Genomic DNA, 25352 nt, shown 5'->3' on the forward strand with positions numbered 1-25352 from the left:
ATTATTCTCCTGTTTTTACAGGCTGGCTGTAAAAAAGGGAGAGTCTTGCGACCCTCCCGGTATCTGGCGAGTTTTTCTTGGGTACAGCGTCGCTGACCCGCACGCGGGTCAGCCGGGTTTTATTTTTCGGTGATCATACCTTCCAGCAGACCGGCGTCACGCCACTCGTCCATAACGGCAGAGAAAGCCTCCCAGCCCGGACCGTAGGTTTCACCAAGGAAGTTACGGTAAACCTCGTTACCGTTCTCGTCCTTCACCTTCTGGCCTTCGTTGTTGTAGTAACCGGGAGGACACTGGTCCACAAACTCGGTCATGTCGATCAGGGTTTCACGAACGTGTTGCACCCACTCAGCTTCCGCTTCGGCGGTTGGCTCGACAGCAACGAAGCCCTTGTTCAGGGTCTCCTTGATCACCTGTGCGGCGTGGTAGCCCTGGGCTCCATACTGCTCGGTGGTAGTAGCGTTTACACCACCCTGATAGTAACCAAGGAAGAACTGGTTGGGGAACTTGCTGGTCATGATGCCGTGCAAAGTTTTGTAACCGTAACGCCAGTGATCGTAGATGGAGAGGCCATCGCGACCGGTGTAAGTTTTGATACCCCAGCGGCTTTCCAGTTCACTGGTGACCTCGAAACCACTGGCAAAGATCATGCAGTCGATCTCGTACTCTTTGCCGTGAGCGATGAAACCTTTTTCGGTCATGCACTCAACACCCTGGGTTTCGGACACATCCACCAGCTCAACGTTAGGCAGGTTGAAAGTATCGTAGTAGTCATCGTTGGAGAGAGGACGCTTACACAGGAAGCGGTACCACACTTTCAGCGCTTCAGCGGTCTCTTTATCATCGATCAGGCTCTCTACGCGCTGACGCATACGCTCCATCACGCGGTAGTCCATCTCTTCACGACGGGCGAAGTACTCTTCGATAGAGATAGTCTCTTCGATGCCCTCTTCGCGCAGCTCTGCAGCCATGTTGCGGCTGATTTCTGTCCAGAAATCCTGTACCAGGTCATCTTCACCCGGCAGCAGGCGACCCATCATGGCGGCACGATGGAAGTTGTCGATACGCTCTTTCTGCCAGCCTGGCTTCAGGGACGCAGCCCACTCGGGATCGGTTGGGTGGTTGTAGCGCTGGTCAACCACGGAAGGCGTACGCTGCAGAACGTAAACTTTCTTGGCGTATTTACCCAGGTAAGGAATCGCCTGGATCGCGGTGGCACCGGTACCAATAATGGCTACGGCCTTGTCCTTCAGCTTATCAAGCACAGGCTCGCGGTAGCTGCCGCCGGTGTAGTCGTAATCCCAGCGCGAGGTGTGGAACATCTTGCCTTTGAAGTCGTGAATGCCGGGGATACCGGGGAACTTCGGAATGTTCAGCAGGCCGTTGGCCATGATCACGAAGCGGGCCCGAATCTTGTCACCGCGGTTGGTGCTGATGTGCCAGCGCTTGCTCGCTTCATCCCACTGCAGGGACTCAATCACAGTGTGGAACAGGGCATTCTGGCCCAGTTCGAATTTCTTCTCGATCAGCTTGAAGTAGTCGTAGATCTCGTAGCCGTCGGAGTACTTCTTGGAGGGCATAAAGCCGGTCTCTTCCAGCAGCGGCAGGTAGCAGTAAGCGTCATTATCGCACTGGATGCCAGGATAGCGGTTCCAGTACCACACACCACCCCAGTCACCGGCGTGGTCGATATTGCGGTAGTTGGTGATGCCTGCATTTTTCAGGTGGTAAGCCGCCAGGATACCGGACCAGCCAGCACCCAGGATCGCAACTTCCAGCTCCTCCTCAATGGCCTCACGGGGCTCGACCGGCATATGCGGGTCATGGAGGTACTCTTCCTTGAATTCTTTGTCTTCGGTGGCGCGGGCGTACTGCTTGTTGCCCTCTTTACGGATGCGCTTCTCGCGCTCTTCACGGTATTTCGCTTTCAGGGCCGGGATATCAAGCTCGCCGCGAGCCGGAACGTTGGTCGCTTTAATTGTCATTGGCTACCTCTCTGGGTATTTGGCGCTCATTCGGGGTCCATATTCCGGGACCAGGGCGCGTGGTGGCTATCAAATGTGCTGTCGATCTTAGTTAAAATCAACAGTGTTGTCTACTCTGGATGCTGAGCCCCGCCCTGCACCCCCGCCAACCGCGGCCTCCGGGAAGAATTGTAGACCCCAATGGGACTTCCGGGTTCTTAACCACCCCGGTTCCCAACCCACCCATTAGCCAATATCCAACCCCCTGAAACGCAAAAACCCACCCCCTCACGGGGATGGGCTCTGGCCTGCGACCGTCAGCCAGGCTGGGGCGATTATTCCATTTCCCGCGGCACACCGGTCCCCATGTAGTAGGCCAGCATGCGGTGCAGGTTGGTGACCTTCTTCTCCTGGTGGGGATTGGGCAGGTTGCCGCGGAAACCGCGGGACTTGAGGCCCTTCTGCACCTCCACCATGTTGGAGATGTCCTGGGCAATCACAAACGGCCACTGCTCCGGGTCCTGCTCGGCATGGATCCACTCGGTCTGCGGCTCCTCGCCCTCGGGGAACAGGTCCAGCGCCACCGCCTCGTAGATGCACTTGTCAGGGTCGGTGCCATAAGGACGAACCCGGTAATAGAGCCCGAAGGTGGGCCCTGGAATGATATTGAAGTTGGGGAAGATGCTTAGGGCCAGGCCAGCATCCGCCATCTGCTTCTCGGAGATCTCCGGCCAGATGACGCCCCGCTCCGCATCTACCTTACGGGCCTTGTCCAGCCAATAGTGGTGCACCTCGCTGGCCGGAGTACCTTCAGGCAGTTCATCCACCAGGGTCTGCGCGGTTTTCACCAGGGTTTCACTGGTGCTGGCACCAATGGTGTCCCAGTACTCCTGCTGCATCTGGGCGATGGAGACACGGGGATCTGCACCTTTGGCGGCCCGGTGCACACTGTTGTCGGACGATGAGGTGTCACCACCCTTGCGGGTATCGAAACCGGTGTTGCCATGAAACCCCAGCGCCTTGCTGTAGGCATAGTAATCACCGTACTTGCTCAGCTGCGGATGGGTAGCGGCCACATGGTAGGGCTCCAGAAAGGCCTCCAGTGCCACTTTCCAGTTGCACTCAAAGATACCGAACTGGCGGAAGCGGTAGCGCATCTTGTCGAACTGGAACGGATCCATCAGGCTGGCCACCGGCTCCAGGTATTCACGCAGCGGGCCGGCCTGGGGATCCATATTGATCCAGATCCAGCCGCCCCAGGTGTCCACTTGCACCGAGGTCAGGCAGGTATTGTTTTCATTAAGGGCACCTTTCCAGTCATCCTTGTCGTGGATATAGGTGGCCTGGCCTTCCAGGTTGAACGTCCAGCCGTGGTAGTTACAGAAGAAACCGGGGTGCTCGCCAGCCTGGTCTTTCTTGCCCACCGCCTGGTTGGCACCGGCCGGCGTGGAAACCAGCTTGCGGCCGCGGTGCGGACAGACGTTGTGGTAGGCCTTGATGCTCTCGTCGGTGGAACGGACGATGAGGATAGAATCGGTACCGATGTCGTAGGTGATATAGCTGCCCACATCGGGGATCTCTTCCACCCGACCGGCAATCTGCCACACCCGGGACCAGAGTTTGTCCCCTTCGGCTTCGGCGTAATCTTTTGAAATGTAGGCTTCGGCGGGATAGACCAGTGGCTCGTCCAGCAGTTCAGCGGGAATCAGCGTGTTGTTATCCATGACCATCTCCTGAGTATCTGGCGAATTATTATCAGGCTCATCGGCCTGCATTATTTTAATGGAGAGACATATTGAAGCGCCGGCACAGGCTTCCTGCACCGGCGCTTTTTCAGCAGCGCTCGGTTATTTCAGCTCCAACCCTTTCAGGTCACCATCATTGCGCCAGTCTTCCAGCATCTTGATGAAGGCATCCCAACCCGGGCCATAGACCTCACCGAGATAGAAGCGGTATTTCTCGTTACCGTTCTCATCCACGTCTGGCTTGCCTTCGTTGTTGAAGTAGCTGGGCGTACATTCACGGATCCACTCAGTGCGATCCACTTCGGTATCACGGAAGTGCTGCACATAGGCCGCCTGCGCTTCAGCGGTGGGTTCGACGCTGGCGGCACCGCGGGCCTTGGTCTCCTTAATGATGTGCACGATGTGGCGCGACTGCTCTTCAAAGTTGTAGGTCAGGGTGGAGTTGAGGCCGCCCTGGAAGTAACCAATGAAGTAGGCATTGGGGAAGTTGGTGGTCATGATGCCGTGCAGGGTGGCATAGCCGCCGTTCCAGCGATCGTAGATGGATACACCATCGCGACCAACAAACTCGTCAAAGCCCCAGCGACGATCCAGGTCACTGGTTACCTCGTAGCCGCTGGCAAAAATGATGCAGTCGACTTCGTACTCCTGGCCGTTGGCGATAAAGCCCTTCTCGGTCAGGCGCTCCACACCCTGGGTCTCCGATACATCGATCAGGTGCACATTGGGGCGGTTGAAAGTGTCGTAGTAGTTGTCGTTGGAGGTTGGGCGCTTGCACTGGTAGCGGTAATAAGGCTTCAGTTTTTCCGCGGTCTCCTTGTCCTGCACGATGGCATCCACACGGCGGCGCAGGCGCTCCATCACGCGGAAATCCATAACATCACGCTCGGCGGCGTAACCTTCCATATCCGGATAGTAATCTTTCTCATTGAATTCATCGGACAGGCGACGGTTCACTTCGGTCCAGATGTCCACAATCATATCCGGCTCACCGGGCTGATAACGCTCATTGGCACCACGGTGGAAGTTGGCGCGACGCTCAGCCTGCCAGCCTGGTTTCAGGGACGCTGCCCACTCAGGATCGGTCTCGGAATTGCGACGGGTATCCACACAGGATGGTGTGCGCTGCAGTACGTAGAAATCCTTGGAGTACTTGCCCAGGTATGGCACCAGCTGCACGGCAGTCGCGCCAGTACCCACCAGAGCCACACGCTTGTCTTTCAGCTTGTCCAGCACAGGGTTCTTCTCGCTGCCACCGGTGTAGTCATAATCCCAGCGCGCGGTGTGGAACATGTGACCTTTGAACTCACCGATACCAGGAATGCCAGCCAGCTTGGGAATGTTCAGCAAGCCGTTAGCCATAATGATGTGGCGACCGCGCAGCTCATCGCCTTGCTTGGTTTTGACAATCCAGCGGCTGCTCTCTGCGTCCCACTTGAGGCTGTTGATCATAGTGTGAAACAGCGCTTTCTCGTACAGATCAAACTTTTTGCAGATGGACTGGGCGTACTCGCGGATCTCGTAGCCTTCGGTGAATTTCTTCGACGGCATAAAGCCGGTCTCTTCCAGCATCGGCAGGTAGCAGTACGCATCGTTATCACACTGCAGGCCGGGGTAACGGTTCCAGTACCAGACGCCGCCGAAGTCACCGGCGTGGTCGATGATGCAGAAGTCGTTGAGGCCTTCCTGACGCAACAGCACACCACTCAGAATGCCTGACCAGCCACCGCCGAGAACCACTACGTCCAGATCTTTCTTGACCGGAGAGCGGGGTGTAGTCGGGGTATAGGGGTCGCCCTCGTAGGTATAGGAGAACTCATCGACAGGCTTCACGTACTGGTCCTGGCCAGCCTTGGTCATGCGTCTGTCGCGCTCCTGCTTGTACTTCTCTTTCAGCGCAGGAATGTCAATTTCTTCAGCGGTAGGCAGATCTACGTCGTAAAGAGTCATCGTTGGTAACCTCTCATCGGCTCGCGGCCATTTATTGGTATTTGGTGAACTTGTGAGCCTATAAAACAACAGTGTTGTTGACTTTGAAAGAGGCAAGTTGAGATATGTAGGGCTTGGTTGATTTGAGTCAAAAATGGGGGCTGTTGGCAGTTTAGTTGGGGGCGCGCACCCCAAAAGATCGCCCGGGGGATAAGGTGAATTCCAGTGCAGCTGGAAGAGAGGCTGGTCTGGGCCACCGGGCTCCTACAACATGCACCGCCATCGTAGGAGCCCGGTCCCCCGGGCGATCCTTAACGCTCCATTTCCCCTGCCCACCCTAGCCCGGCAGCAAGGCCCGGATAACCGCAACACCAACGAAAAAGCCCGGACCTGAGCCCGGGCTTTTCAAAGGACAAAGCAATTCGCCGCCAACAAACCCTCGGCGGCCACCCATCAAACGATAGGCTCAACACCCGCAGTCTTGGTGCGGTGCAACAGACGACCACAATCAGGATCATAAGGCATGGCGCGGTGCATGGTGCCGGTGTTATCCCAGATCACCGCATCACCCAGTTTCCACTCGTGGGCGTAATGGAACGGCTCGCTGGTAGCGAACTCACGCAGGCCGTGCAGCAACAACGCGCTTTCCATATCACTCACACCAATCACCCGCATCGCAGTGTTGCCCAACACCAGGGATTTACGTCCTGACTGATGCGTCCACACCAATGGCAACTCCACCTCACCACGAGCCATATAGCCCTCCAGCTCCGCCTTGCTGGGCTCCGGAGTGTGATACATGAGGGTGTTCCACATGGAGTGCTTGACCTTAAGGTTCTCGATCTGGTCCTTGGTCTCCTGTGGCAGCGCATCGTAGGCGGCGTAGGTGTTACAGAATTCAGTATTTCCACCCCAGGTCGGCAACACCTTGCTGCTCAGTACGGCTGCACCGATAGGCGCCTGATTCATGGTGCCGTCGATGTGCCAGTAAAGAGACCCTTTCAGGTAATCGCGGTTGGGGTTCTTCTCTTTGTCGAGGGAGATGTTAAATACTTTCTGCCCTTGGAGCTCCGGCATAAACTCGCCCAGCTGCTCGGTAAAGATTACCTGCTCATCATCGGTAAAATTGATTTCCGGCAGTACCAGCACGCCGCGCTGCTCCAGCAGCTCTCTGAGCTCGGGGCCCAGCTCACCACTCAACAGCTCATCTTTGCTGTTAAGTACGCGGGCACCGATGTTGTCCGAGATATTTTCAACCTGCAGGGTCACTTTCTGTGTGGCTGCCATACTCATAATTACTCTCCTGGATTCACCTGTTTTATTTGGGCTTTTATATCTGTGTATCTGCACTCAGCGGATCCGGTGCCTGCCCTCAACCAGCAGCAAGTCGCCAGCCCATTTTGTCCGTACTTTTTGCCTGACTGCGGCGTACGTAATTGACTGTCCCTGCAGTGTATTTAATGCAGGACACTCACTACCTTGACTCAAATCAACCAGCCTATCAGCGGAAAGGTAAAGTCCGGACACATCTCTATATAAAACAAAAAGGCGCTACAACCTCGCGATTGCAGCGCCCTCTTTCAGCGGATCAGCAGCCCGGTAATCAGGCCACTTTCTCCTGCTTGGCGAACATCTTGACGATGTCACCAGTGGTAATGCGACGTGGTACTTCACCCTCTTCCAGAGGCGCACAGCCGCCGGAGGAGATAGGAGTGGTGTCTACGCCGTCAGCCTTGGCCTGGGCACGCAGGGCACCAACAGTCAGCTCTTCACGCTTGTAGCCCTTGAAGATGTCATGCTTCAGCCAGTTCATAGCGTTTTTGTGAGTGACCTTGTCGATCTGCTCATCGGTCAGGTTTTTAACGCCCTGCCACAGATATTCAGGTACTTCTGGCCACAGCGCATCAGAGTGAGGGTAGTCACACTCGTAAGCCACGTTGTCTTCGCCAATTTCACCCAGGTTCTTCAGGCCAAACAGGTCGTCTACAAAGCAGCTCATAAAGTGTCTCTTGAACACTTCACTTGGCTTCATGCCGCCAAAGGTAGAATGGGTCCAGGCGGTATGACGGGCATGACTGAAGTCAGCGCGCTCCATGAAGTAAGGAATCCAGCCGATGCCACTCTCGGACAGGGAGATCTTCAGGTCCGGGTAACGCAGCAGCGCAGACAGGTTGAGCCAATCCGCAGCACCCACATTAATAGCCATTGGCATGGTGGTGATCCACGCTTCGATTGGCGTTTCATCGGAGGCGTGCGGTGCCGCGTTACCAGAGCCGATATGCAGGTTGATGGTCATATCGTTCTCGGCCAGCGCTTTCCACATTGGCTCCCAGTAAGGGTTGTGGATGCTGGGCAGGCCAATCTTGGTGGGGTTGTCGCTCAGGCTGACGTTGTTACAGCCCATCGCCTTAACGCGCTTGATCTCGGCTACGGTGAAATCCATATTCCAGGTTGGCAGCAAGGCACAGGCGATGAAACGGCTGCTGTCGTAGCCACACCACTCCAGGATGTGCCAGTCGTTGTAGGCACGCAGGTGGGTGTAGGCCATATTCTTATCGGGCGCGCGGTGGAACAGGCGGCTGCCTTCAAAACCACCGATACTGCCGAAGTTCAGGGAGCCGGCAATACCGTTCACGTTCATGTCGTCGATGCGGGCTTTCGGGTCGTAACAACCCTTGCGTACCTGCTCCAGCGACTGAGGCTCCATGCCGTACTCTTCGGGCGGGCGACCAACCACAGCGTTCAGACCCACTGAGGTCATGATCATGCCCTGGTAAGTCCAGTAGTCAGCACCGTTGCGCTGCTCAAACTGGGGGGCACTCTTCAGATCGTCACCAGACAGGTGCTTCTGAAACATATCTGGTGGCTCACTGATGTGGTCATCGACGCTGATGATCACCATATCGTCCATTTGCATGGGGTATTCCTCCGGTTCGCGGTTATTATTTGATCAAATCACTGCTATTCAACAGTGATGACCAATGATTCGCATGATTCCCGCTCTTGAACTTTGGGGCATTGACCTGGATCAAGGACTGGCATCAGCCCCGCCACCTAGGATGCACTCATCGGCGGGCCACCCGGGTAGGGGGAACAGTGCACCGCTGGGCAATAACAGTTACCCCAAAGGCGGGTAACCCAAAAAAGGAAAAACCTTATGAGCGCCAACCTGAGCCCTGTTAACACCCCGACTTCCCTGCAGAAAGACGCCACCGACTGGCCCGATCGCTGGAAGACCCAGAAGCAAGCCCTCGGTGTAGGCCGCTACACAGATAAGGAGTTTGCCGAGCTGGAATTCAGCAAAATGTGGAACCGTGTGTGGCAGATCGCCGCACGTTTGGACGAGATCCCGCAAAAAGGCGACTACACCACCTACACCATCGGCGACCAGTCCATCCTGCTGGTGCGCGGCGAAGGCGACAGCGTGAAGTCCTTCTTCAACTTCTGCCCCCACCGTGGCACCACCCTGGGCGAAGGCTGTGGCCATTTCGAAGAAGAACGCATTATTTGCCCATTCCACGGCTGGCGCTGGAACCTGGAAGGCGAGATCCAGATGGTACTTGGCCGCGACGAGTTTGCCGGTGGCAACCTGCGCGACGAAGACGTGGCCATGCGCCAGACCCACTGCGAGGTCTACGCCGGCTTCGTATTCATCAACCTGGATGACAACCCCCAGCCCTTCTCCGACTTTATCGCTCCCATGAAGCAATTCCTCGACGACTTCGTGGTTGGCGACATGCACCACATCTGGTGGAAACAGGCGGAAATCCCCTGCAACTGGAAAGTGGCCCAGGAAGCCTTCTTCGAGGCCTACCACGTCTCTGCCACCCACCCACAGCTGGAAAAAGTGGGCAGTGAAGTGGTCTACGGCAACCGCGAAGAAGACGACGACATGTTCTTCAAGGATCTCACCTACCGTTCACTGGACAACGGCCACGGCTACTTCCACGGCGGCGCCAAAACCCCGATTGCCGGTCATGTGCAGGGAGGCCCTCCCCCCACCAAGGCCGAGCAGATTGAGGCAATGGCCACCCGCATGAACCTGACCGCGGAAGGGCTGGGCGCCATGATCCTCAAGAAAGACATCGACCTGCTGCGCACCCTGAAGGACAAGGACCTGCCGGCGGATGCCAACGTGGGCGCCGAGTACGTGAAGCTGCAATACGCCACCGCTGCCGAGCAGAATCGCCCCATGCCGAAGATGACCCCGGAGCACATCGGTAAATGGGGTGGTGTGAACTTCATCTTCCCGAATGTACTGATCCTGCCACAAGCGGGTAACGCCGCCATCTACCGCGCACGCCCTCACCCAACCGACCCGGACAAATGTATTTTCGAAATCCGCTCGGTAACCACCCTGCCCGCCAACGAGCAGCCAGTACGCTCCACCGTGGAAATCGTTACCGACCCGGAAACCCAGATCGGCCTGATCCCACAGCAGGACCTGGGCAACATCCCCCGCGTGCAGGTTGGCCTGCACTCCAAGGGCATGAAGCAGGTATGGCTGGCGGAGGATCAGGAGCAGCTGATCTCCAATATGCATCGGGAGCTGGATCGCTACCTGCAAGACTAAAGCCTTTACATATCGGCTTAGAAAAAAGGGCGCATGTGAAAACATGCGCCCTTTTTTATTCTCCCCGCGTAACCATGCGCCAACTTGTGGAACTTTCGGCTAGACATAACTTCATTCAGCGCAGATATTAAATTGGCAACCTATAAATGGCGATATTGCGATGTCGGCACCGTTCCGCAAGCAAGCTATCAGTCGCTAATGGATTTATAAACCTGCCAAGGAAAGGCGCCCTTCCAAATGACAACACTTCCCGTGCCAGCTTTTATCAGCCCAAAAATCCCTGTTAGGAAGAGCATTTCCCTTTCTACTATTCACCATCTAGTTCCGAGCAATAAAAAACCAAATAAAACATACATGCACACCAAGAATAAATACCAAATTAATTATAAAGACTCCCCTCTAATTATTTTTAAGGCCAGCCTTCATAAACAGACTATTACGCGTCCATTCGTTATTTTTGATAGGGCGTAGGTTTTAAAGAATATGTGCCGGTGCGTGTTGTTCGTCGCCAGGTGTACCACGGAAGGTTCGTCAGGGTTTACAAAACATGCCGGCTAGGGTGTTCGGCCTGAGGCCTAGTTTCCGTAAAAGTACAGGGTGCCGCTGAAAGCAGAACAACCATCATCGGCAGTAAATTAACGTTGGGCAGTGGTAAATCACAACGCGCGCAACTAGTTACTCTTGGTCGCAGCGAAAAAGGCGCGCGGCTGGGACGGCTAAGCTGCGCTCCGCTGCCCAAAATCAATACGTTAGTACTCTGTGAGCAACACAACCCATCTAAGGAGAGAAATATGAAATATATAGTTTTTTTATTAATTGTGCTTATTCCGTCCGTGTGCCTGTCAGGAGAAACTACCATTTGTAATGACAATGATAGGTGTATTAATACAGAAACAAACGCACGTTTTGGGTTTACGTTTACACCATCATATAAAAACCAATACCAGATTGATTTGCTCGACATCGATGCCTCGTGTGAGGATGACGCTATACCTGCAACAGATAAAGTTCCCCTTCCTAAAAACTCATATTTTAGACAGACATTAGATAAAGATGCGCAAACATCAAATGAATTGATGGTTCATGTATATGAACTTGATAAGGTAGATGATGGTGATGCCAATACTGATAATACTGAATATACAATAGAGAAATATTTTTCAGCACCACATAAAGTATGTCTTAATGGCAAACACCGAGTACAAAAATCAAATTACAAACGCGTCGGCGGGGTAAGCACTGGAGTTCTGGTTGTTCCGTTCAAGCTAAGAGACGGAGATTTGTATAGTGATTCAACGATTGGTCCGTATCTATCATATAAATGGGAAGTAATTGAGATTTTGGCAACAGCTGGTTTATCGCAAATATCAGTTAGTGAGGTTGGCACTGAGGATGTTGAAAGCGAAACGGGGTTAACAGCTGCCATAGGTATAAATTTTGAAATTGATAAAAACTGGGATGTAGCACTTCTACTTGGAGCAGATCACTTGTCTGGCGATAAGGGGGATGAGTGGGAATATCAAGATGACATCTGGATTTCTTTTGGTATAGGGTTTAATTTCACCCGATAGTGCTAACAAGTGAAGGCAGCGGACAGCTAATACTGCCGCTGCTTTAGGTGTTATGCATAAAATCTGCCTTGAGAAATAGCGCGCCCCCTTACCTTTTTGCGGATCAATTTATAGCCAACTAACAGCCATCCCGAGACTGTTGCTATCCCTCCATTTCTGGTACTGTCCGCCGGCCGCTGCCAAGCACCAAACCCACACACATACCCCACAAGAACACCTGAGCCATGGACCTATTTTTACAAGTCTGGGGCGGAAGCTGCTACCTGTCGAACAAGATACTGTTCGCCACCGCAGAGTCTTTTGCCGAAGCCAGAAAACGCCAACTGAAGATTCTGGGATGGATTGTCTATCTGCTGGGTGTACCTGCCTGGGTGGTGATTCTTGTCGCCCACAACGACTGGATCGCCGCGTCCATCGAGGCCGGGGGCATTCCGGCCATGTTGCTGGGCCTGTACAACACCATCCATAACCACCAGAGGGTAAACCGGCGCTTTAACAAGCTGGTGTCGCTCTGTACCTACTCCGCATTGGCGTTCGGGTTTTCCATCAGCATCTACCACCACGGGGGCTTAGCGTCAGTGAGCCAGATTCTGGAGGTTGGCGTGATGTTCGGGTTTCTGTTAGGGAGTTACTTTCTGGCTAAAGGCAATAACAATGGCTGGCTGATGTTTATGCTGATGAACGTCAGCATGGCGGGCCTGATGTATATTCAGGAGAAGCCTATCCTTATGGCGCAGCAGCTGCTGTCATTATGCTTTGTGCTGTTTGGCTTTATAAAGGCGCACCGCAATCACAAGGCGGCGCTTTTGCAGAAGTGATAACAGGCACAGCAGCGATAACCGATATCAGTCGAAGTCGCGTCAGCGCCTCCAGTCCGGTAGATTTACCAATTGCAATTCCGGTAGACTTGCGCCACTTTTCCTGTGAAAACCGGAAAACTGCGGGCCTGCCCTGATTACCGGGAGCCGCCCTCCCCCTCTTTATTGACCAGCCACCCATCCCTAACCACAGCGCTGATAACGCCCATGATCATTTATTACCTGGAAATGACCTCAAAAGATAACCTGCTTCCGAAAGAGGCTGTGGCCGGAATTTCCATCAATGAGGCCAAGGTTAAGAATTTCCGCTTCAACCGCTTTCTGTACCAGTTGGTTGGCGAGGCCTGGAGCTGGACGGACAAGCTCTCCCTCACGGATCAGGCGTGGCAGGAGTACGCGGAGAACGACAATTTACGCACCTGGGTTGCGTACGTCGAGGGCAGCATTGCCGGCTATTACGAACTGCAGGTGCAGGATGAAGGCAATGTGGAGCTGGTCTATTTCGGGCTCGCGCCCGATTTTATCGGCAAAGGCCTTGGCGGTTATTTGCTGACCCATGCGATTGCCACTGCCTGGTCACTGCCCGGAACCCGCAGGGTCTGGGTACACACCTGCGATCTGGACCACCCGAACGCGCTCAAAAATTACGAGGCACGAGGCTTTACGCTTTACGATGTCGAGCACAGCTAACCCTGTGACCTGCTTCACGCAGAGACTACTGGACATCCTGTCTGCCACTCAGACAACATCACCTGACAACAACTACGAGCACCTGTAGGAACGGCGGCATCTGTCTGGCTACTTTACGCACAGAGTCTCCATACAGCGCGCGCCCCAATCCTCAGCAGCAAAGGCACATTCAGTACATGGAAGAACAGTACCAATATCGTAACCGGGAAGTTATCAAGGATGAGTCCAGGGAGTTTCGCCTGGGCGAGGGACGAATCAGCGGCTATTTGTCGTTTACCCTGGGCTTATTAAGCCTCCTCGCTGTACTGGCCTACCTCTACCCTTCTTACCTGACTACAACAGACTTGCGTGCAGCCTACGATGCCAAGCAGCTGCAGCTGGTGTTGAGGTACGGCATGTACTTCTCGTTGTTGTTTGGGGTTTTGGCTCTCATCCTCAACAAAGCCAAATACAAAGTTCCGGGCGTGGCCGGTGTGGTTCTTACCCTGCTCGGGTTCTACCTCGGCGGACACACCATACCGGTTGGTCCGGTTGAGCCGCATGCTCTCTCGCTGGGCGTGGATTGGCTGATCATCGCGTTCCTGCTGTCTGCGGTTGTGTTTATGACCCTGGAAAAGCTGTTCCCCAAATACCGCGATCAGTTGATCATGCGGCCGGAGTGGGATGTAGACCTGTTCTATTTCGTGTTTAACCACCTGGCCATATCCGCCATCCTGATCTTTGCCAACTACCACGCCAGCCATTTTGAGTGGGCGCTCAGCCCCTCACTGCAAGAGGCGGTTCGCTCCATGCCCATTCTGTTACAGGTGGGTATTATTGTGATTTGCGCCGATTTTGTTCTCTACTGGGAGCATCGCCTGTACCACGAAGTGAAGCCGCTGTGGCCGATCCATGCGGTGCACCACTCGGTGGAAAACCTCGACTGGCTGGCCGGCTCCCGAGGGCACTTCCTGCAGGTATTCTCGGAACGAGCCATGGTGATGGTGCCGCTGTACCTGATCGGTGCAGATCCCCAGGCGCTCAATATCTATGTGACCTTTGCGGCACTGCAGGCCATCCTGATTCACTGCAATTTGTCGATCAACTTCGGGCCATTGAAATACATCTTTGTCACACCGCAATTTCACCATTGGCACCACAGCTCGGAAAAGCCTGCCATCGATACCAACTACTCAGCGCATACGGTGCTGTTTGACCGACTGTTCAAGACCTATCACCTGCCCGACCAGCACTGGCCGGCGGAATACGGCACTACCGTCAGGTTGCCTCGCACGGTGCTCGGACAGCTGCTCTATCCCATAACAGCGCTGTTGGGTTCCAAAGACAAGACGTGAAATCTGGCAAACAGGTGAGCGTCAGAAGATACTCATGACCCGGTCCATGGTTTCGATTTCCGACAGACAGATACTCCGGGCATTGGGGCGCGAATACTTTCTGGTGATCTCGGCAGTATACTTGTCATTGAAGCTATCAAACCTGGCCATGTAGCTGTCGTTATAGATGGGCATATAGACACTGATGCACTGTTGATACTGAGCGTAGTCAGCAAGCAGGGTTTCCCGGCATTGCCGGGCTGTGTTTTGCAATCGTCGTGCACAGCTCCCCTACTCCAAGAGCATGAAGCATGGATAAGTGACGGAAGATGAGTTGCAGCTGACATCAATTGGCATCCGGATCAGGATCACTACATGAAAAATTCAAATTAAGTTAACGACTTAGAACAGAAGGTCACATGTGAAAACATGTGCCTATTTTGGAAGGCCGTTATTCCGGAGATTAATTTCTGGCACATGATTCCATAGTATGCACAATTAATTATTGATCATCTCCGAATTGCAGGCTATACAAACAGAAATTGACACCTCAGATCGACGCGCTACGAGCAGCTCATTTTGATATGGAGAAATCGCCATGGACTGGCGCCCCCCCAACGACCTCAAACTCCCCGATAGAGCTTTCCAACACTAAAGATCTTTTCGACGACTCTCTATTTTTTAATTAATCCTATCTAAGGCTGACGATCAAAAACACCAGAAAAATAGCTTGTTCGGATTACTCGAAACTCCAACCCAAGAAGGAAATATACCATGCTAATAATTACAAACCGGAATATTAATTTATCCAACTTTCAGAATGGAATTGGAGATCAAAAAGCTTTTGGAGATAGCGTTAATTCAAAGGGCCCAAATGAGGTCAGACTAGCAACTGCAGTAAAGATCAATGGAAAATGGAATGTTGAATTAATTAAAGAACCATCAAAACTTACCGAGAGCAACATGCCCTCTAGGAAAGAGTTCTCCAAAGTCAGAGAAAAATTAACATCCGAGGGAAAAAATTGCGTTTTTTTTGTCCACGGATTCAATCAGTCCTTTGAAAAGAACCTAGAAAAGAGCCTTGCTTTAGAGCAGGAGCATAACGTAGAGGTCATTGCCTTTTCTTGGCCTTCAAATCCCGGAGGATTTAAAACCAAGGAATATCGACACGCCAAGCGAACAGCCAGAGCTTCGGTGGGGGCACTTGACTCTACTTTAGAGAAGCTTGGATCATATCTAAAAGAACCCTTCAATCGGAAGGCGCTAGAGGCGTGTGATATTAAATTTTCTTTGATGGCATATAGCTTGGGAAACTATCTATTTCAGAATTACATTGTTGACTCTGTGTATGAAAATGAAACTGCAATTTTCGATAATGTGATTCTTTGCCAGGCCGACGTGGACAACAAAGGACATTCCGACTGGGTAAACCTAATAGAATCCGGAAAAAAGGTATATATCACCATCAACGAGAACGACTGGGTTCTTAAGTGGTCAGACGCAAACTTTCAGAAAAACCGATTGGGAAGAACTGCAAAGAACTTAAATTCCGAAAATGCCATATATTTTGATTTCACAAACGGGGATAACGTAGGAAAAACTCACGGAGTTTTTTACAAGAAAACAAACAATACGGTAAAACAGTTTTTTACAAAGGTTTTAAACGGAGAAAGAGGCCAGGACACCCCAGGGATGACTTATGATGCCCGATCAAATTCTTATAGATTTTAAGATAACTGTAAAGATAAAAAAATATGCCAAAAAATATTTAGGAACATATATTTAACGGATTACAACTAACGGCCTTGGAACTCCTGCTTACCGCAAAAAATAGAATTTCATTTCCCCTCCACCTAGGTCATATTATCAACAGAAATTAAAAATAAATGGATGAAAATATGAATTATCAGTATGTTTGCCCAATTCACCATGATGTTGTTTTATTTGTTGAGAGCTTAGAAAAGTTGAACTATGTGGTATTTGCTAAGGCCGAGTATTGCCCAAAGTGCAAAAAATCATACTTTAAAGAACAGTGCGACGAATTAGATTTGGAAAGCGAAGATGGCAATTAAATTTAAGGGTGATGATTTAGAGTCAGGTTTGGTAGAGTGGGTAAAATCCAACATTAAAGAATCACACAAAATATCCTATGATTTAGGAAAATTCTTTTTCACGGTATCGATAAGCACCATAGGCGTCGTGGCAACTCTCGAGAAACTTGACAATAATTCAGAATTTGACAGCCCCATGATTGTGTCGTTAATTTCACTTTTTACTGCAATGCTTATTTCCATTGATTTAGCACGCCCCAAGGAATTAAAAATAACCGGCGAATCCGATTTGCAAATTGTTTATCACGATAAAATACGAAAAGTCACATGGAGAATTTTATTTTGGTTCTCGGCATGGCTAGCGGGATCTGTTCTCGGCGGATATGCGGCTGTTTTCACATGATCACCTAAAATAACCCGGAATATATTCCCATTATCTCCAGCCCTTGTTAACGATATTTTTTACGAGGAAATTAATTTATAAGAGAATTGAAATATTTTTGTTATAAAAATACAAGTATAAAAATATTTTAGGGAATCACTATGAGATATCTTTATTCAATTTTTATAGATCTACCATTAACAATGGTGCGCAACATTTAATCTTGTCAGACAATACGACGAAGTTACAGATAAAGGGCTAAAGAAATATAAATAGTCCATCAACTTTTTGTCAGATAATTTGGATGATAACGCAGGCAAAATCCGTGACCTTACAAGAAATTATTGAAAACCATAATGTTCTTTAATGAATAATAGAACCTTTAATAGATAAGGCCCTTAATATCCCACCGCCTCTAGAAAAAGCTGTGTTAGAGGTTCAGATTAACACTAAATAAAGGAATATCTTAAAATGGAATATTTTCCAAATATTATTTCAGCGATAGGATTGATGGCGCTCGCAATTCAATTACATTTGAGCCGTAAAGAGCGCCGAGCCTACCACGAAAGAACAAAAAAGCAGGCAACATTAGAGCACGCTGGGCCTCAATGGGTAGACGCGAAATTTGAGTTAGAAACTAGATTTGGAAATGAATTAATTCAGAAAGCAAAAGCAGATGAGATATTCAAAAACCATGAGCTAAAAGCTCATGTTGACAGATTACTAAGCTCGCTTGAGGATATTTCTGCTGGGGTAAACGCTGGGATTTATGATGGCGACATACTGTATAGAATGTGCGCAACCTCTTTTATTCGGTCTTTTGAAAGATTCAAGACATACATTGAATTGAGAAGAAAAGAAGAAAGTCAAGAAATGTATATTGAACTTGAAGCTGTCGTTACTACTTTCACTGAAAGAAGGCGCAAGCATCCAATGTCTGCGGGAGACATACTTCATTCTAATGATTTATAGAACGATATTTACATCCCTAGAAGTAGTGTCAGCGGGAAAACCTGCTCTGCCCCTAAGTTAGTGGACTTCCCAACCCCTCAGAGACAAAGCTGGGACCCATCTGAGCCCCTTTCCCGGGCCTCTGGAGTGAGCACAGTGAATCGCCACTAGTCTGTAGAACGTACCACACTCCACACCCCTTTCCCTTCCATCACGGCCTTGCCATCCACCTTCAGCACACCCCGGGCAAAGATCAGGCTTTTACCGGTCTTGAGGATTTCCGATTCCAGCTCGACAAAGGCCGGTGGTGTCACCGCACTGAGGAAGTGGGTATCCAGCTGCACGGTGGAGCAGATGGCGCGATCCGCAGCCTCCCAGACTTTCAATGACAGGGCGTGATCGAAGAAGGTCATCAAGACACCGCCATGAATAATGCCCTGGGCGTTGCAGTGGCTCTCGCCCAGTTGCACGCCATAGTGCCAGCCGTCAGCGGTTTTCTGTGTCCACAGAGCGCCCAGGGAGGCGGGAATGCCCTTCATCTCTTTGCGCTTCCAGTCGCCCTGCTCTGCGGGCACTGGCTTGTCATTGTTGGTATTCATCGTTCACTCCTGATGACTTCAATACTCGCCACTATCTTCACAATATGAGCTGTCTTGCTGCTGAGGACTTACCGGTGAGGCGCTGCCACCAGCGACAGACATCAGCTTTAAACCGTACCGAGGCTAAAGGCGATGTGGTGGGGGCACTCTTAAGGGGACCGGGTAAAGGGGTCGAGCCAAATCGCTGCCTCGGCCAGACGCCAGGCAGCGACCGCGTTGCTCATCCCTGCTTCGCCATTTGAAAGCAATACATCAGGTGGTCCAGGTTACCCGAAGGCAGTACCGGGAAAGTGAGATGATTGTCGGTGTTATGGATGGCATCGATGTTTTCTGCCACAGCCTCCATGGTCAAATCCGGCAGGTATACACCCCTGGTCTCAGAGGTATAGGCCACCGCCGTGCGGCCCGCCATGGAGATCAGCATCTCACCTGAAACCGAACAGCTTTCGTGGCTTAACCAGCCCACCAGCGGCGCCACCATCTCTGGCTCCATAGGCGGGTACTGGCTGGTATCCAGGCCTTCGGCCATGCGGGTCACTGCACCGGGCAGGATTACGTTGCTCTTGATGTTGAAGGCTTCGCCTTCCACGGCGATGGTGTTGGACAGGCCAACCAGACCCGCCTTGGCGACACTGTAATTGGTGTTCTCGGACTTGCCGTACAAGCCATTCACAGAACCGGTCAATACGATACGGCCATAGCCTGCTTGCTGCATATGGGGCATAGCCGCACGCACAACGTTAAAACCGCCACGCAAATGTACATCCAGCACCAGCTCAAAATCTGCGTGGCTCATCTCGGCCAGCGGCGCGCGACGGACGATACCCGCGTTATGAATAATAATGTCGATACGGCCATAGGTGTTGATGGCCGCATCGATCATGGCTTGCCCGCCTTCCGCGGTAGCAACCGAATCGGTATTGGCAATGGCCTCGCCACCCGCGGCCTTGATTTCCTGCACCAGAGCCTCGGCCGGACCTTCATCAGTACTGTCACCGCTCATGCTGACACCGGGGTCATTTACCACTACCTTCGCCCCACGCTCCGCCAGCAGCAGCGCGTAGGCACGCCCCAGTCCACGGCCAGCGCCGGTAATGACTGCTACACGATTATCGAATCTCAGATCCGCCATAATCCAACCTCTTCTGTTCGCTCTGATTCACTCATGCTTCGCTCCTCGCCCTGTGCGGGGTGGAACGATTCTGTTCTCGAAAGGCGGCCATAGTACTGAATTGAGGGGGGACTTGTCAGGAAAAAAGCCCTCCGGAAGCAGGCTCAGGAGTTATCACCTGCACCCCGGAGGGCGTTTCTGAAAGTGGACTCTCAGCAGACCACACTGCCCTCACGCAGCTGCCGGATCTGCTCCGGGGAGAGCTTCAGCACGTCACTGAGGACCTCATCGGTATGTTGGCCAAGCACCGGTGGTGCCGCCGGAACCGGCTGTTTGTCCCCGGGAAAACGGATGGGGCGATTGACGATGGGTATCTTGCCGAGCGTCTTGTGCTCAGTCTCCACCACCATCTCACGCGCCACGGCCTGGGGCTGGGACAGGGCCTCAAGCACGCCGAGAATCGGGGCGTTGGGCACCTGATGCTCCGACAGCAGGATCTCCAGCTCGGCCACGGTCTTTTCCCGCGTGTAGTTGGAGATCAGTTCATTCACCAGGTCGCGACGATCACGTCGCTTCTCGATGCTGTTAAACAGTGGATCGGTGATCCGCTCCGGCATGGACAGCGCGGTACAGATGCGCTCCCAGAAGGTGTTGGTGAGACAAGCGATGATGATGGAACCGTCTTTCGCGGGGAAATTACCGTAGGGCACCAGATTCGGGTGTTGTGAACCCTGCGGCTTGGGATCTTCGCCTTTGAAGAATGCCAGTTGCGCCAGATAGCCCAGCATGCCGATCATACCGTCCAGCAGACTGACGTCGATCAGGCGGCCCTTGCCGGTGACACTGCGCTCATAGAGCGCCGCCAGAATACCGATGGGACCGTTCACCCCGCCGATTAGGTCACCCAGGGGGATGCCCATCTTGGTGGGCATGGCGCCGGGTTCGCCGTTGACACTGAGGGCTCCGGAGAGCGCCTGCAGCACGATATCGAAGGAAGGTTTGTCTTTCAGCGGGCCGGTCTGGCCAAAGCCGGAAATGGCGCAGTAGATAAGGCGCGGGTTAATGGCCGACAGCGTTTCGTAACCCAACCCCAGGCGATCCATAACACCGGGACGATAGTTTTCCAGCAGGACATCGCACTCCAGCACCAGATCCTTGATCAGCTGCAAACCGGCATCGGTCTTGAGATCAATGACAATACTCTTCTTGCCGCGGTTAACGCTGATGTAATAGTGGCTCTCGCCTTCACGAAACGGCGGAAAAGTACGGGTCTCGTCGCCTGTGCCGGGCGGCTCTACCTTGATCACTTCGGCGCCCAGGTCTGCCAGTGCCAGTGATGCGGATGGGCCGGCCAATACGCGGGTAAAGTCCAGAACCCGTACACCCTTGAGAGGGCCTGCCCATGTCGGCGTATTGCTCTCTTTCGTGCGGGTTTCGTCCATGCGGGTCTCTTCCATACGGAGTACCTACAGAATTTTTTGATGCATTATCTTTATTATTTTCCGTGGTGGCCCTGGGGCTATCGACTCACGGACTTATGTTGTGCACGGGGCGCTTGCCCGCAGCCAATGCCGGCACAGCGGCCGGCATCAGAAAAAATCGCACAACAGGAGCCATTTGGCTCCTGTTGTATGGGCACCGGGCTACCCACAGTAGCTGGTACCCGACCGCGGATTAGCCGCGGCTTGGCAGTTCCACAATACAGGTACCCTGTGCAGACAGCTCCTCACGATGAGTCGTCGCCTTCTGGGCAATCTCTACCAGGTGCTTGCCGTCTTCCACCCACTTGCGGGTCACTTCGCCGTTGATGAAGATGACATCACCGTCCGGGTTGTGACGACGGATTTCGCTGTTGGCGCTGCGCAGGAAGCCATCATCACCCATCCAGTTGGTGGCGTGGTGAGTCAGCCAGGAAGCACGCTCGGGGCCGTAATCGTAGGCACCCGGAGCACCAACCTGCAGGGCGAACTCTTCATCCCAATGCACACGCTCAGGGCAATCAGGCACATTAAAGCGGTTCTTGATACCGGTACCAGGGTGCTTCTGCTGCATCATGTAAGCCAGTTTGTTGGCACGGATGTAGAGACCACCCCAGCCCTGCGCGTAACAGATAAACCCGGTTACGGTCATTGGGCCTTTCATCATGGTTGGCAGCTTCTCACCCACTTCCACGTCTTCATAGAAGCGTGGGGTTGCACCGCGAACCTCTTCGTTGTCATACAGCTTGGACCACTCGGCCAGCTGCTCGTCAGTGAACGGCTCAACCTTGCCTTTCACTTCGGTGTACTTGGTGCCGCGCTCACGGGCTTCGTCACGGTCGGTACGGAATACCCAGCTGTCAGCGTCTGCTACCAGGTCGCCGTCCTGGTTGTAGAAGTCCACATGGTAGATCTGCTGGAAAGCACGACCGGCAAACTTGGTCTGATGCTCAACCAGGTCTTTCAGGTAGGCTTCAGTGGTGATGGTGTCGTTACGCTTAACCGGCTTGTGCCAGTTCCAGTTGGCACCGGCCCACATGGCGTGTACACCGGACAGGCCACCACAGTAACCGGAGATGATACGGCTGGTGGTGAACATAAAGCTTGGCAGCGCAATAACGTCACCGTATTTGGTGTTCTTGGCGTACTCCGGGTCACACCACAGCGGGTTGTCATCACCGATACCATGGGCGTAGTGGCGGATGGCATCGCGAGTGGCTTCGTAGTTCCATGGCTCGATGGTATTGGTGATTTTTACACCGATACGCTCACGCAGGGCAGCCAGGCCCTCTTCAGTGATTTTAGGAAATTTATTAGTAGACATATTTATCTTCTCCTCGGTAATCAGTTGCCGGCAGCAGCGGTTTTGGCAGCTTCCTGGTCGCGAAGCTTTTTGCGGTGAACCTTGCCTGCCGGCGTCTTTGGAAGCTCACTCACAAATTCGACAATGCGCGGGAACTCGTGTTGTGCCAGACGCTCCCGGGTAAAATCCTGTAACTCTTTAACGTACTCTTCACTGGCGGGACGATCCGTCACCACGAAGGCCTTCACCACCTGGCCACGTTTTTCGTCCGGTACGCCAATGACACCCACCTCTTTCACGTCGTCGTGCTTGAGCATGGTGTGCTCGATCTCGACCGCACTCATGGTCCAGCCGGCGGAGATAATGACATCATCGGCACGGCCGCAGTGGTAGAGGTAACCGTCGGCGTCCACCATGGCGCGATCTTTGGTGGTCTCCCAGTGATCTTTTTTCCAGAGCATCAGCTCGCCCACTTCATCGGCGTCGGTCTGGGTGCCGTCAGGGCGATGGACTTCCAGCTTAAGGCCGGGAATAGGTTTGCCCAGTGAACCGGGCTTGCGCTCGAAATCTTCCGCGCCGGGGAAGTTCACCAGCACCACACCGATTTCGGTAGTGCCGTACATGCTGCAGGCCGGCACTTTGAAGTACTCGTCGATGAATTCCAGCGTGGCTGGATCAATTGGCTCACCGGTAAACGACAGCTTGCTGAAGAAAAACTCAAACTGACCGGCGTTACCGGTGTTTTTCATCAGGCGGTAGTGAGTCGCCGCGGCGGACATATTGGTAATTTTGAAGTCCTGCAGCGCCTTCATCAGCCGGGTGGCATCGAACTTGCCGGAGAAAGTGCCGGTAGTCACACCCAGTGCCAGCGGCGCCAGGGTGCCGTGCCAGAGGCCGTGGCCCCAGGCGGGTGACGATGGGCAGAAGAACTCATCACCGGGACGGATACCAGTGCCATACAACGCGGCAAACATCAGGGTAACGATGGACTTGTGGGTGTGCTTGACCGCCTCCGGCAGCTCACGGGTGGTACCGGAGGTGTACTGAAACACGGCCAGGTCGTTGGCTTTGGTTTTGGGCTCGTAGCTGCCGGGGTATTTGGAAATCTCATCCAGCAGGCCCTGGTCCGCAATCACCACACGCAACCCTTCTATACCGCGCGCCACCTCTGCCTTTTCGGCATTGGTCACCAGAATGGTGGGCTTGCAGTCGTCGATGCGCAGGCGCAATGCGTCGGGCCCAAACAGGGTAAACATGGGCACACTGATGGCACCGGTCTGCATGGCCCCGAACAGGCACACATAGAACGGCAGCGAAGGCTCCAGCATAAAAGCGATACGTTCGCCCGGCTGCACACCGTTGGCATCCAGCCAGTGGGCAAACTGCGCAGCACCCGTGGAGATTTGGTCAAAGCTCAGGATCTCATCATGACCATCGGCACAGGCCAGGCGCACTGCTGCGCGGCCGGAACCATCGGCATGACGGGTCATACACTCATGAGCGATATTGAGGTATTCACGATCACCGTCGAACAGCTCCCACAGCGCCGCCGAATTGGCGTGCTCCCGGGCATCTGCGTACGACGTGTACTCAGTGAGTTTTTTCATCACTTCACCACTGCATTTTTTATCGTTATTCAGTATTTATCAGGTCGTCGATGCCGGGATGGGCACCTCGCCTTGAGTGGTTAACAAGATGCCACAGCAAATTATTGTTGTAAATATAGAAAACTATTTTATATATTGAATACTGTAAGTTGTGCCAAGGCTGTTCGATTACCGGGATCAGAGGTTAAATCCGGTACCTGGATGGCTGTACACTAACGACCCACGACCACTGCCCAAGACAACCAATAGCCCTGCATAATGAATAAAACTGACAACTCCCAGCCCGCCCATATCACCCGCGGACGCAAGCTCGCCCAGGCCGTGAAGGACAGCAAGGCGCCCGCCATTTCCCGCGCCGCCGCCATACTGCGCCTGCTGGGGCGCAGCGATACCCCCCTGGGTGTACAGACCATTGCCCGGGAGCTGGATCTGGTACCCAGCACCGCCCTTAACGTACTCAGGGCGCTTGTGACCGAACAGTTCGTCAATATGGATCCCGATACCAAGCGCTACAGTCTGGATGCCGGTGTACTTACCCTCGCCCGCCAATGGCTGGGCCGGGATCAGTTCACCAGCCTGGCGCAGCCAGTGCTGGACCGCCTCAGCCACACCCACGACGTCACCATGCTCGGCGTGCAGATCTCGGGACTGGATAACATCATCGTGGTCAGCTGCTCGGAAGCCGGCAGCAATTTCCAGCTACGTGCCGAGGTGGGCAGCCGGTTCCCGGTGTTTGTCAGTGCCACCGGGCGTTGTATCGCTGCCTTCAGCGATTGCAGCAACGTGGACCTGAAAGCCCAATTCGACAAGTTGCGATGGGATGAACCGCCAGCCTACGAGGAGTGGCTGCAACAGATTGAACAGACCCGGGAACAGGGTTTTGCCATGGACACGGGTAACTACATTTCCGGCGTCACTGTGGTTGCCGTACCGGTATGGAACAGTCGCGGCCAGCTGAGTAATGCGTTGGTCGCCCTGGGGATTGGCAGCGCACTGCTGCGCTCGGGACTGGCTGAACTGCAACAGGCACTTACCGAAGAAGCCCGTAAGCTCTCGTCCCGTTTGGGGGGCTAAATTCTTCGCTCGCGTGCAAGGTAAATTCCGGATTATTGGTTGCAAGATCGCGCAGGGGATAAGGCGAATTCCGGTGCAACCGGAAGATGAGATGGTCTGGGCCACTGCGCTCCCGTGAGAAGGAGCCCAGGCAATCTTTTTCTTTCACCCCCTCTCAGCTCAGGCACATAGCGCCTTTCATCAACCTTCGTCC

Annotated in this window: 20 protein-coding genes; 9 read left to right on the forward strand and 11 right to left on the reverse strand. The window is 53.2% G+C overall.

Going from position 1 to position 25352, the window contains the following annotated elements; genetic code table 11:
- Nucleotides 1-119: 119 nt before the first annotated feature.
- The 5 genes from GSF27_RS03470 to GSF27_RS03490 form a co-directional block, all read right to left on the reverse strand.
- A complete protein-coding gene (locus GSF27_RS03470; protein ID WP_160965735.1) occupies nt 120-1985 on the reverse strand; it encodes an NAD(P)/FAD-dependent oxidoreductase in 1866 nt (621 codons plus the stop codon).
- Between the two features lie 314 nt (nt 1986-2299).
- Nucleotides 2300-3688, reverse strand: a complete 1389-nt coding sequence (locus GSF27_RS03475; protein ID WP_160965737.1) for an SRPBCC family protein — start codon at nt 3686-3688, stop codon at nt 2300-2302.
- 123 nt (nt 3689-3811) lie between these two features.
- On the reverse strand, nt 3812-5659 hold the full coding sequence (locus GSF27_RS03480) for an NAD(P)/FAD-dependent oxidoreductase (RefSeq protein WP_160965739.1): 1848 nt from the start codon (nt 5657-5659) through the stop codon (nt 3812-3814).
- Nucleotides 5660-6091: 432 nt separating this feature from the next.
- Nucleotides 6092-6931, reverse strand: coding sequence for a TauD/TfdA family dioxygenase (locus GSF27_RS03485; RefSeq protein ID WP_202410251.1), 840 nt, complete (start codon nt 6929-6931; stop codon nt 6092-6094).
- A gap of 310 nt (nt 6932-7241) precedes the next feature.
- Nucleotides 7242-8555, reverse strand: a complete 1314-nt coding sequence (locus GSF27_RS03490; RefSeq protein ID WP_160965741.1) for an amidohydrolase family protein — start codon at nt 8553-8555, stop codon at nt 7242-7244.
- 240 nt (nt 8556-8795) lie between these two features.
- Between GSF27_RS03490 and GSF27_RS03495 the strand changes: the two genes are divergently transcribed.
- From GSF27_RS03495 to GSF27_RS03515, 5 genes are all read left to right on the forward strand, one after another.
- Nucleotides 8796-10211 (forward strand): SRPBCC family protein, encoded by a 1416-nt coding sequence (locus GSF27_RS03495; RefSeq protein ID WP_160965743.1) that lies wholly within the window; start codon nt 8796-8798, stop codon nt 10209-10211.
- A gap of 791 nt (nt 10212-11002) precedes the next feature.
- A complete protein-coding gene (locus GSF27_RS03500) occupies nt 11003-11782 on the forward strand; it encodes a hypothetical protein (RefSeq protein ID WP_160965745.1) in 780 nt (259 codons plus the stop codon).
- A 224-nt stretch (nt 11783-12006) separates the two neighbouring features.
- Nucleotides 12007-12600: a nicotinamide mononucleotide transporter gene (locus GSF27_RS03505; RefSeq protein ID WP_160965747.1), complete on the forward strand. Its 594-nt coding sequence runs from the start codon at nt 12007-12009 to the stop codon at nt 12598-12600.
- A 207-nt stretch (nt 12601-12807) separates the two neighbouring features.
- Nucleotides 12808-13290 carry a GNAT family N-acetyltransferase gene (locus GSF27_RS03510; protein WP_202410252.1) on the forward strand — a complete coding sequence of 161 codons (483 nt, stop codon included), beginning with the start codon at nt 12808-12810 and terminating at the stop codon, nt 13288-13290.
- A gap of 176 nt (nt 13291-13466) precedes the next feature.
- Nucleotides 13467-14624, forward strand: a complete 1158-nt coding sequence (locus GSF27_RS03515) for a sterol desaturase family protein (RefSeq protein WP_160965749.1) — start codon at nt 13467-13469, stop codon at nt 14622-14624.
- A 21-nt stretch (nt 14625-14645) separates the two neighbouring features.
- Here the strand turns inward: GSF27_RS03515 and GSF27_RS03520 are convergent, their stop codons facing one another.
- Entirely contained in the window at nt 14646-14876 is a 231-nt protein-coding gene (locus GSF27_RS03520; protein WP_160965751.1) for a hypothetical protein, read from the reverse strand.
- A gap of 501 nt (nt 14877-15377) precedes the next feature.
- Here GSF27_RS03520 and GSF27_RS03525 point away from each other — a divergent pair.
- The 3 genes from GSF27_RS03525 (at nt 15378) to GSF27_RS03535 (ending at nt 18008) form a co-directional block, all read left to right on the forward strand.
- Nucleotides 15378-16334, forward strand: a complete 957-nt coding sequence (locus GSF27_RS03525; protein WP_160965753.1) for an alpha/beta hydrolase — start codon at nt 15378-15380, stop codon at nt 16332-16334.
- Between the two features lie 330 nt (nt 16335-16664).
- The gene (locus tag GSF27_RS03530) at nt 16665-17057 is read left to right on the forward strand and encodes a hypothetical protein (RefSeq protein ID WP_160965755.1); all 393 of its coding nucleotides are present in this window, start codon (nt 16665-16667) and stop codon (nt 17055-17057) included.
- Nucleotides 17058-17507: 450 nt separating this feature from the next.
- Complete coding sequence (locus tag GSF27_RS03535; RefSeq protein WP_160965757.1) at nt 17508-18008, forward strand: DUF4760 domain-containing protein; 501 nt, start codon at nt 17508-17510, stop codon at nt 18006-18008.
- A gap of 146 nt (nt 18009-18154) precedes the next feature.
- On the opposite strand, the gene GSF27_RS03540 is transcribed toward GSF27_RS03535, so the two are convergent.
- From GSF27_RS03540 to GSF27_RS03560, 5 genes are all read right to left on the reverse strand, one after another.
- Nucleotides 18155-18586, reverse strand: a complete 432-nt coding sequence (locus GSF27_RS03540; RefSeq protein ID WP_160965759.1) for a PaaI family thioesterase — start codon at nt 18584-18586, stop codon at nt 18155-18157.
- A gap of 220 nt (nt 18587-18806) precedes the next feature.
- The gene (locus GSF27_RS03545) at nt 18807-19718 is read right to left on the reverse strand and encodes an SDR family NAD(P)-dependent oxidoreductase (RefSeq protein WP_160965762.1); all 912 of its coding nucleotides are present in this window, start codon (nt 19716-19718) and stop codon (nt 18807-18809) included.
- Between the two features lie 191 nt (nt 19719-19909).
- Nucleotides 19910-21154: a CaiB/BaiF CoA-transferase family protein gene (locus tag GSF27_RS03550; RefSeq protein ID WP_202410253.1), complete on the reverse strand. Its 1245-nt coding sequence runs from the start codon at nt 21152-21154 to the stop codon at nt 19910-19912.
- 217 nt (nt 21155-21371) lie between these two features.
- Nucleotides 21372-22499 carry a MaoC family dehydratase N-terminal domain-containing protein gene (locus GSF27_RS03555; RefSeq protein WP_160965764.1) on the reverse strand — a complete coding sequence of 376 codons (1128 nt, stop codon included), beginning with the start codon at nt 22497-22499 and terminating at the stop codon, nt 21372-21374.
- A 20-nt stretch (nt 22500-22519) separates the two neighbouring features.
- The gene (locus tag GSF27_RS03560; RefSeq protein WP_160965766.1) at nt 22520-24085 is read right to left on the reverse strand and encodes an acyl-CoA synthetase; all 1566 of its coding nucleotides are present in this window, start codon (nt 24083-24085) and stop codon (nt 22520-22522) included.
- A 258-nt stretch (nt 24086-24343) separates the two neighbouring features.
- On the opposite strand from GSF27_RS03560, the gene GSF27_RS03565 reads away from it, so the two are divergent.
- Nucleotides 24344-25159 (forward strand): IclR family transcriptional regulator, encoded by an 816-nt coding sequence (locus tag GSF27_RS03565; protein WP_160965768.1) that lies wholly within the window; start codon nt 24344-24346, stop codon nt 25157-25159.
- Nucleotides 25160-25352 lie beyond the last annotated feature (193 nt).

It is taken from the genome of Pseudomaricurvus sp. HS19 (genome assembly GCF_009857815.1).
In the GTDB taxonomy this organism is placed as follows: Bacteria; Pseudomonadota; Gammaproteobacteria; order Pseudomonadales; family Cellvibrionaceae; genus Pseudomaricurvus.